A 6,798-nucleotide genomic window follows, 5' to 3' on the forward strand; every position below is an offset into this window, starting at 1 on the left:
CCCGCTCTTCCGATCTACTACCGCCGCTGTTGATATACTGAGTCCCACTGTTTACCGTAATACTGGTGGCACTGGCGCCATCGTTGATGTACTGATAGCCACCGGAGTTGAGCGTGGTGTCAGTCGCACTGCCGCCGCTGTAGATATACTGAAACCCGAAGCCGTTTACCGTGGTGCTGACGGCACTGCCGCCGCTGTAGACATCCTGGTATCCACCACTGTTAATGGTGGTACTCGTGGCACTACCGCCACTGGAAACATACTGGCTTCCACCACTGTTAATAGTGGTACTCGTGGCACTACCGCCACCGGAAACATACTGGCCTCCACCACTGTTAATAGTGGTATCTGTCGCCGTATCACCGGCATTCAGTGACATAGATGAACTCGTTGCACCGCTCCCCAGTGTTTCATTGTTATAATCCACCGCCAGAGCAGGAGCTGATGGCAGAAGCAGGCCAGCAATCAGCCCCGCCAGTGCGGTACGCCTGATTTGCCGGGGGCGACGACCGCCTTTACGGGTCAGTTCTGAGGTAACAACCCACATCCCGGTGGATTCATTCCAGACAGTGTTATAAACCTTGTTCATTATTCGTTCCTTTTGTAAGACAGGTTTTATCTCCCTGCTTCATCAGGGAGGCATGGAGTCTGCTGATAACGCCATTAACCTGTGTGCCTGTTATCAGCCGGGTACATTCAAATTGCCGGTCAGTGTTTTTATGTCTCGGGCACCACAAAAAATCCTGGTGGTCAAAACTCAGCGATGTATCGTCCCAGCATCCATAACAGCCATGGGAGTTGAATACCCGCCACGGGGTATAAAATTCGCTGTTGGGCAGGCTGAAGCCACTTATCAGCACCACCGGAATACGAGTAGCCCAGGCCAGCCATGACAGACCGCTTGGCAGGCCGATGAAGAAACTGGCATGCCGCAGCAGGTTCACCCTCTCCTGCAGCGGTAGCTTGCCGGTAAAGTCTTCGGCTCCCCACGGGATGTGATTCCAGACAAAGCCCTGGCCATAGTGGGCGTCCCGGTCAATGCACAGCACCCGGTAACCCAGTGATTTCAGGTGTGCGATGACCTCACTCCAGCCAGTGCCGTTGTTCCAGTATTTCGCCTGACAGGTGGACTGTGTGGCGATGCACACATAAGGCTCCTGGATAACCCGGGGCGCGGACAGGTCAAGCCGGACGGGGGCTTCACGCGGGTCAACGCCCAGAATGTAGCCTGCAGAACGGTGGAAACCGACCTTGCGAAAATCCACCGGCTGATTGTTTGTATCGCCACCGAAATAAAGCCCCACGCGATACGTGGCATAAGGCGCCACCGTGCGCGGCTTATCCGGCGTGGAAAACTGTATCTGCGGATACTGAGGCGCCAGCAGATCAATAATGTCCTGCGACATCGTGCATTCCAGACGGCACTTATGCAGGGACTTGAAGCGTTCCGCATAAGGAAACCAGCCGAGCAAATCGCCCAGCGTCCCGGTCGGGAATGAAATCAGTACAGGCCGGTCTTTTAATTTCAGGGTTTCATCCAGCAGAGGCGTTTCTTCCCCCTGACGGAATACCTGAATGCGAAAGCGCACGAAATATTTCTTACTGCTGGTTACCCAGCCTTTATCCACATCGCAGCAGAAAAGAATATTTTCTGAATCCGCATCCAGCAGACGCACGTGCCATTTCCCTTCAGGAAGCAATACACGTGCACCATCATTAAAGTCATAAAAAATATTTTCAGGCCCTGCCTGCGTTGGCGTATCAGGCGGAGGGATAAAAAATGTATTCTTCAGCGTTGACATATTTTCACCTTCAAAAATATATAAGCGTTGAAAAGCACGATGAGTACGCTAAAAATATAACTGAAGTGTCTTTCTTATGATGAGTAACACCCATCGCACGGTTCTGATATTCTTCTGTAATAGCAGAGATGAGTTCACATATGACATTCTCACGATGTCATACCTCGCGCATTCCATTATATTTAAAACGACTTTAGTCGTTGCCGATGAAATGCTCTCTGCATTACTTCCGGCTACGCGCAGGAGTTAGTTTACAGTTTACGTGCGGAAAGACTTATCAATTTCGGAAGTGTATCCGGTCAGTACGTACTGTTACAGCGCTTACAAAAACGTCCTGTTCATAATCCATGCAATATCATTCCGGTTTCTCAGACCGATTTTAAATATCGCCTTTTGTCGGTAGTAACACACATTGCTGTAATGTATCTGCATACGCTTTGCAATATCACTTACAGTTTCACCGCCAAGAAGTGCATTTATCACATGTCGCTCATTAGCACTTAAACGCTGAAATCTATACCCACTACTTATATAGCGAGAAGGCACGGCCAGAATGCGCAGAAAAATATTTTTCAATTGATGAAAGCTTTGTGACGGAGAAATCCAGGTAAAAGGATATCTGATATTATTCTGCCCTCCCTGATGGCCAATTAAAATGCATGGAGTCCCTCTCAGTTCGTGGCGTTCAGAATAAAGGACTGACAGATTCCACAAAAACCACAGCGCCCTCACAGTCACTGATGACTCATGGCAGGTGAGATCTACCACAATGACACGCTGTTTCCCGGGGAGGTGTCTGTCAGACAGAATATGCGACACAATCTGCTCCGGTGTTTCCACGGAAATAACCTGAACAGCATGTTGCCCGGCACTTTCCATCACTGCAAAAAGCCCGAGGCGGGTGTACTGACACTGACTCATCAAAAATATCTGTTTCATCCGTATTCTGTCAGCTCCTGAGGAGCCTGTTCATTCTGTTTTCTCGATACCATCCACTGACGTAGTTTCTGAAATTTTGTCTGTGGCCTGAGTGACTGCTTTGCTGCGGGGGCAACAGGTTCCAACTGAACATCCAGTTTTGCTCCTGAACTGGCCGGGATTTCCTGCGGATCCTGTATATCCAGGATCCGCAGGGCGCGTCTTCGTCCCGTTGTCGGTTCGTTCTGTATAAAGCGCCTGCAGCGGATATGGTTTCGTCCCTCGTGCTCAATGTAATACAGAATATCTTTTGCTGTTCTCTGGGGAATATGAAACTCCCGGCTGACCGCCTCAACTGTCAGTAACCTGCCGGTTCGCATCCCCCAGAAGGTCACGATGATATACAGTGGTCGAGCCTGCATGTCCTGAACACACTCAGGACAGAAAAAATGTCTCTTTATTCGTCTGCGTCTCTCAGGCATACCCGCCACCTGAATATCTCTCCGTCAGAAGTATGAATTAAGAAGCACTGACATCCCTCCCCCCAATAATGACAACAGACATCTGTTGCCGCTTGTGCCGGGTTATCAGTGCTGAGTAACGCGCAATACAGGTGCACAAGAAGAGGATCTGTTGTTGTCAAAATGACCCATTTTGACAACATTGGATTAAAAAACTAAATTTTTGTTTTTATCTGGTTTTATTTTCTTAGTTATGTGATGTTTTTGGCTATTTATACTATTGATGGAGTTTTGGAAAATTTAGAAAACTGACAGACATCAATGCCATATTGTTACAGAAGGGAATTGATACGGGGGTTTTATTGATTTAAATCAAATGATCTTTAATTAATTGTTGTTTGCATAACATGTGTTTTTTAACATTTGCAACCGCAATACAGGCAGTTTACAGTTTGGGTCAAAAAGTTGCTTTTTCGCCCTTTTTGACGGCTTCCATAACCGTTCAAAGCGGGCCGAATTTGAAGCTGTATAAATCACCGTATGCCTGATATTCCGGTGTCCCAGGTAATCCTGAATCAGGCGTGTATCGATGCCGTTATCAGCCAACGCGTAACCACACCCATGTCTCAGCATATGTGGATGGACAGCAACAGCCAGCCCGGCATTTCTTCCTGCTTCAGCCAGCAAGTTATAAAATCGTTGACGGGTAAGCGGACGCCCTGATCTGGAAATAAACAGCCAGTCCCTCTCTTCTTCTGTTGTAGGTAATTTCATAGTTTCCCGGGCTTTGAGCCAGTTCCTGATACATTGTACTTCTTCAGTCAGTAAGGGATGCACGGTGCTGAAGCCGTTTTTCAGGCGCTGGACGCACAGTTTTCGGGACTCGAGCTCAAGGTCAGCAAGACGTAACGAAAGCATTTCGCTGACCCTGAGTCCGTGGATAAAAGCAAGAAGAATCATGCAGGCATCACGTTCCGGGTGGCGCCCCTTCAGCACCGCCTGTATCAAAAGGCTGACTTCATGGTGAGTAAGAAATTTTCGGGAAGACATTAATGGCTCCGGTCAGATGAAACAGAGCATTCAAGAGTGACACGATGACCCCATCAGGCTATGGCTAAACGTGCTAAAGTCAGGAAAGCAGAATAAAACACCGATTGCTCTTAAGAACAGTCAACTGGCATGGACCCACAGGTATAGCAAATGAATTTAATCCAGCAACTGGCGGGAATTATCGAAGGGAATCTGAACAGCTCACTGTCAGTAAAAGTTCTTGCTGAACGTTCAGGCTATTCAGAACGCTGGTTGTACAAACTGTTTCAGGATGTAACGGGGATCAGTGTGGCGCAATACATACGTCGCAGAAAACTAACACTTGCCGCTTTACTTTTGCGTCATACCAGTCGCCGGATAACAGATATATCACTAATGTATGAGTTCAGTTCGCCCCAGGCTTTTTCCCGTGCTTTCAGGCAACAGTTCAAGGTGTCACCAGTACAGTATCGCAATGCGGATGCCTGGGATATGCAGTATGCCCAGCCCGTATTGTACAGAACCACACCGTGCACAAAATTCAGAAGGATTGAGATAGCTGAGGGCAATCATCCTTCTGTTCCAAACCTTAAAATGCCTGTGAATCTGGGAATGGACTTTATCCATACCCAGAGCGGCGATCATTTTATTTATAACCGTAACCTTTTTCAGTCCATAGTATCAATTTATGATCCTGTTAATGAAATGTCTGATTTTATGATTTCAGGTGAAATGATACCCTCCAGAGAAACAGATTCTGAATTAATTTATACTTTTAAAGAAATAAACAGTTTTTCCCTGCCAGAGACACTTCTTCCTGATGGTTTATATGCCAGCCAGGAATTTACTGGGACATACAAAGAGATTTTTGATTTTCATATATATGATGCCATGGGGGCGCTGTGTATTAATAAATGTGTTTTAAAAAGAGGACCTATATATACACTATTTCACAGAACAGATAATAAAAATATTATGGATATGCAATTCCTCACTCCTTGCGTAAAAATTTAACTGCGCCAGACCCGATGAAAACGACCTGGATTACTGGCCGTATACAGTACAGTATGATGAATGTTCCTGTGACCCAGATAATCCTGAATCAGACGGGTATCCAGTCCCTGATTAGCAAGAGCATAACCACAGGCATGACGCAACATGTGCGGATGAACCTTAATTCTCAGACCCGCACGCTGACTATATCGTGCGCAGAGTTTATAAATCCATTGTCTGGAAATTTTTTTTCCATGGCTTGACAGAAAAAGATAATCATCCTGACTACCTTTAGCGTATCTTTTTCTAATCAGGAACCAGCGTTGCAATAATTCTATTGTTTCTGGCTGTAATGGATGTGAAGTTGATAATCCATTTTTCAGACGCCTAATAAAAACAATTTTTTCAGTCATATCAAGATCTCCCAGTCTAAGGTCTATCAACTCACTGACGCGAAGTCCATGAATGTAAGTTATATGTAGCAATGCTTTATCACGGATTTCATTTCGCGTACCCGTTATAGCATTAAAGAAAAGCGCCCATTCGCTGCTGGTGATGTATTTACGCATATTTCCTCCTGTCAGAGTTATACCTGAATTTTACACTATTAATTAAAAGGAAGACTTATCAGTTTCGGAAGTTGGCGTGTAAACGATCCCCAACGCCGTATTGACGTTATCTTGCCTGGCCTTCAAAGATAATAAGTGAACGTCCATATGACACGTAGGGTAAAAATCAGTTTACATCCAGGGCAACAACTCCTTCACGCTGTTACCTATATCGTAGTATTACTGCCGAAATAACAAATTACCCCGTCAACAATGTTGGCGGGGATTCTGGTAATTATCTCTTTTTTATTCGATAATCTTTAAAAACGTTCAAAAAATTAACCACTAACTAATAATGATATTTTATTGGCTAATTTTTACGTGATAATAACGGCAGGTAAAAAAACACATTAAAATAACGCTAAAAAGATCAAAATTATCATTAGTATATTTCTCATCCTTTTGTTTTTACTTAAAAAAACATAATGCAATTATTGTCAAAAACCAAACAAGATTAGGATTTTGTTATTTAAAACCCAGACCATTGAGCTTGCTTACTTTATCGATAAATCCTACTTTTTTATTGCGATCCAATCATTTTAAGGAGTTTGAAATGGATAAGAAGCAAGTAACGGATTTAAGGTCGGAACTTCTCGATTCACGTTTTGGTGCAAAATCTATTTCCACCATCGCTGAATCTAAACATTTTCCGCTGCATGAAATGCGTGATGATGTCGCATTTCAAATTATCAATGATGAATTATTTCTCGACGGTAATGCGCGTCAGAACCTGGCAACATTTTGCCAGACCTGGGACGACGAAAATGTCCATAAATTGATGGATCTGTCGATCAACAAAAACTGGATCGACAAAGAAGAATATCCGCAATCCGCAGCCATCGACCTGCGCTGTGTAAATATGGTTGCTGACCTGTGGCACGCGCCTGCACCGAAAAACGGCCAGGCCGTTGGCACCAACACCATTCGTTCTTCCGAGGCCTCTATGCTCGGCGGGATGGCGATGAAATGGCGTTGGCGCAAGCGTAT

8 protein-coding genes are annotated in these 6,798 nt (G+C 45.3%); 2 read left to right on the top strand and 6 right to left on the bottom strand.

What is annotated here, in order from left to right; all coding sequences use genetic code 11:
• From D9597_RS22860 to D9597_RS22880, 5 genes are all read right to left on the bottom strand, one after another.
• On the bottom strand, window positions 1-589 hold a 589-nt coding region (locus D9597_RS22860; protein ID WP_205712915.1), incomplete at its 3' end, for an ESPR domain-containing protein.
• On the bottom strand, window positions 573-1,802 hold the full coding sequence (locus D9597_RS22865; protein WP_130224904.1) for an autotransporter strand-loop-strand O-heptosyltransferase: 1,230 nt from the start codon (window positions 1,800-1,802) through the stop codon (window positions 573-575). The genes D9597_RS22865 and D9597_RS22860, both read right to left, overlap by 17 nt.
• Window positions 1,803-2,123: 321 nt before the next feature.
• Entirely contained in the window at window positions 2,124-2,741 is a 618-nt protein-coding gene (locus D9597_RS22870; RefSeq protein WP_130224906.1) for a LuxR C-terminal-related transcriptional regulator, read from the bottom strand.
• The gene (locus tag D9597_RS22875) at window positions 2,738-3,202 is read right to left on the bottom strand and encodes a CaiF/GrlA family transcriptional regulator (protein ID WP_130219590.1); all 465 of its coding nucleotides are present in this window, start codon (window positions 3,200-3,202) and stop codon (window positions 2,738-2,740) included. The genes D9597_RS22870 and D9597_RS22875 overlap by 4 nt, the downstream gene beginning before the upstream one ends.
• 366 nt (window positions 3,203-3,568) lie before the next feature.
• Window positions 3,569-4,231, bottom strand: a complete 663-nt coding sequence (locus D9597_RS22880; RefSeq protein WP_130219592.1) for a tyrosine-type DNA invertase — start codon at window positions 4,229-4,231, stop codon at window positions 3,569-3,571.
• 150 nt (window positions 4,232-4,381) lie between these two features.
• Between D9597_RS22880 and D9597_RS22885 the strand changes: the two genes are divergently transcribed.
• Window positions 4,382-5,224: a helix-turn-helix transcriptional regulator gene (locus D9597_RS22885; RefSeq protein WP_130224908.1), complete on the top strand. Its 843-nt coding sequence runs from the start codon at window positions 4,382-4,384 to the stop codon at window positions 5,222-5,224.
• Here the strand turns inward: D9597_RS22885 and D9597_RS22890 are convergent.
• The gene (locus tag D9597_RS22890) at window positions 5,221-5,772 is read right to left on the bottom strand and encodes a tyrosine-type recombinase/integrase (RefSeq protein WP_130219595.1); all 552 of its coding nucleotides are present in this window, start codon (window positions 5,770-5,772) and stop codon (window positions 5,221-5,223) included. The two genes, D9597_RS22885 and D9597_RS22890, sit on opposite strands and share 4 nt — an antisense overlap.
• Before the next feature lie 592 nt (window positions 5,773-6,364).
• On the opposite strand from D9597_RS22890, the gene D9597_RS22895 reads away from it, so the two are divergent.
• A partial coding sequence (locus tag D9597_RS22895) for a pyridoxal-dependent decarboxylase (protein WP_130224910.1) occupies window positions 6,365-6,798 on the top strand: 434 nt, incomplete at its 3' end.

The organism is Escherichia sp. E13S3 (assembly GCF_004212325.1).
In the GTDB taxonomy this organism is placed as follows: domain Bacteria; phylum Pseudomonadota; class Gammaproteobacteria; order Enterobacterales; family Enterobacteriaceae; genus Escherichia.